Source organism: Mesorhizobium sp. M1217, from assembly GCF_040318275.1.
Classification (GTDB): domain Bacteria; phylum Pseudomonadota; class Alphaproteobacteria; order Rhizobiales; family Rhizobiaceae; genus Mesorhizobium.
Window position 1 is genome coordinate 1 of sequence record NZ_JAMYMA010000054.1, and the last position, 1,429, is coordinate 1,429.

The window sequence follows — 1,429 nt, forward strand, 5'->3', positions numbered from 1 at the left end:
GATAGTGTCCTGAAGGTTCTGCAAAAAGTTTTGGAGAGAGAACGGCGCTTGCTCTGAAGGGCGAGCGGCCATGGCACGGTGGTGACGTTGCAATCACCGATTCCCGTGGAAGGGGAAGTGCCATGACCAATCGAGAAGTTAAACTGAGCAGGGGCGAGTTGAAAGCGTTGCTGCTGTCGGATGAGGACGGCTTTCGCCAGGTATTGCAGACTGTCGTGCAGGAGGCTCTGGAAGCCGAGATGACGGAGGCGATCGGGGCCGAGAAAGGCGAGCGGACGGCGGAGCGGGTGAGTTACCGGTCCGGGTATTACGAGCGCAAGCTGGTGACGCGGGTTGGGGTGCTGGAACTTCGCGTTCCGCAGGATCGGACGGGCCGGTTCTCAACGGAGTTGTTTGAGCGCTATCAGCGTTCGGAGAAGGCCTTGGTGTCGGCGCTGGTCGAGATGTACGTACAAGGCGTTTCGACCCGCAAGGTGAAGGCGGTGACGGAGGAATTGTGCGGCCACTCTTTCTCGGCCTCGACGGTGAGCGAGGCGACGATGCGGCTGGATGAGGCGCTCAAGGCGTTCTTCACGCAGCGGCTCGAGGAAAGCTATCCGTATCTCATCTTGGACGCGCGCTATGAACGGGCTCGCGAGGCGGGCGTGATCGCCAGCCAGGCGGTGCTGGTGGCGATCGGCGTGGATTGGGAGGGCCGGCGCCAGGTCCTGGGCGTGGAGCTGGCCAACCGGGAGAGCCATTCGAGCTGGCGCGAGTTCGTGACGGGGCTCAAGAATCGCGGGCTCGCCGGCGTCGAGTTCGTCGTCTCCGACGACCATCCGGGGCTCAGGGCGGCAATCCGCGAAGTGCTGCCCGAAGCGGTCTGGCAGCGCTGCTACGTGCACTTCCTCAGAAACGCGCTCGACTACGTGCCGCGCAAGGTCGACGACGATTGCCTGATGGAGCTCAGATGGTTCTACGACCGGCGCGACCTTGCCGAGGTCAAACGCGACCTGGCGCAGTGGATCGCCAAATGGCAGGCCAAATACCCGAAGCTGGTCAACTGGGTGGAAGACAACATCGAGGAGACGCTGAGCTTCTATCGGCTGCCGCTTGCCCACCACAAGCACATGAAGTCGACGAACATGCTGGAGCGGCTGAACCAGGAGATCAAGCGGCGCACCCTGGTCGTTCGCATCTTCCCCAACCCGCGGAGCTGCCTGCGGCTGGTTCGGGCATTGGCGGTCGAGATCCACGAGAACTGGCTCGAGGCGACCCGCTATCTCAACATGGATCATCTGCGCGAGCACAAGAAGGAGAGCCTGAGAGCATTGGCCGCCTGAGCACCGCCGTGTGTCCGCCGCTCCGCTAAACACGGGGGCTGCGCGGCGGACACGCCGACGTCACAGCTACTGCCACGCCATTTTTGCAGAACTTGACGCACACAACT

Annotated in this window: 1 protein-coding gene; it reads left to right on the forward strand. The window is 62.6% G+C overall.

Annotated features, from left to right (window positions below; genetic code table 11):
* Positions 1–122 precede the first annotated feature (122 nt).
* A complete protein-coding gene (locus NKH37_RS33960; RefSeq protein WP_023718475.1) occupies positions 123–1,322 on the forward strand; it encodes an IS256 family transposase in 1,200 nt (399 codons plus the stop codon).
* Positions 1,323–1,429 lie beyond the last annotated feature (107 nt).